The 282-nt window shown below is 58.9% G+C and carries 1 protein-coding gene; it reads left to right on the forward strand.

Going from position 1 to position 282, the window contains the following annotated elements; all coding sequences use genetic code 11:
- Window positions 1-282: immunoglobulin-like domain-containing protein (locus J5M71_RS29045; RefSeq protein ID WP_207839142.1), on the forward strand; the 282-nt coding region annotated here is incomplete at both ends.

The raw sequence follows: 282 nt of genomic DNA on the forward strand, positions 1-282 counted from the left end.
CCATCAAGGCTGGGGAAACCAGTGCACCGTACACCCATGCGGCGCAAGGCGATGACGTCTATAACGATGCTGGCCAGATCAGCCTGGGCATCAGTTCGGCTGTGGATGCAACCGGTGCGACTTTCGAGAATCTGCAGCTGGGTGGTGCCGCTACAGTTCAAGTGACCGACACCACCGACGAAGTGGTGGCCAAACTGACCGCAACCCCTTCGGTCACCGAAGGCGGCGAGATCACCTACACCATCACGCTGACCAACAAAGACGGCCTGCCGATCAACAATC

It is taken from the genome of Pseudomonas sp. 43(2021), assembly GCF_017490805.1.
Classification (GTDB): Bacteria; Pseudomonadota; Gammaproteobacteria; order Pseudomonadales; family Pseudomonadaceae; genus Aquipseudomonas.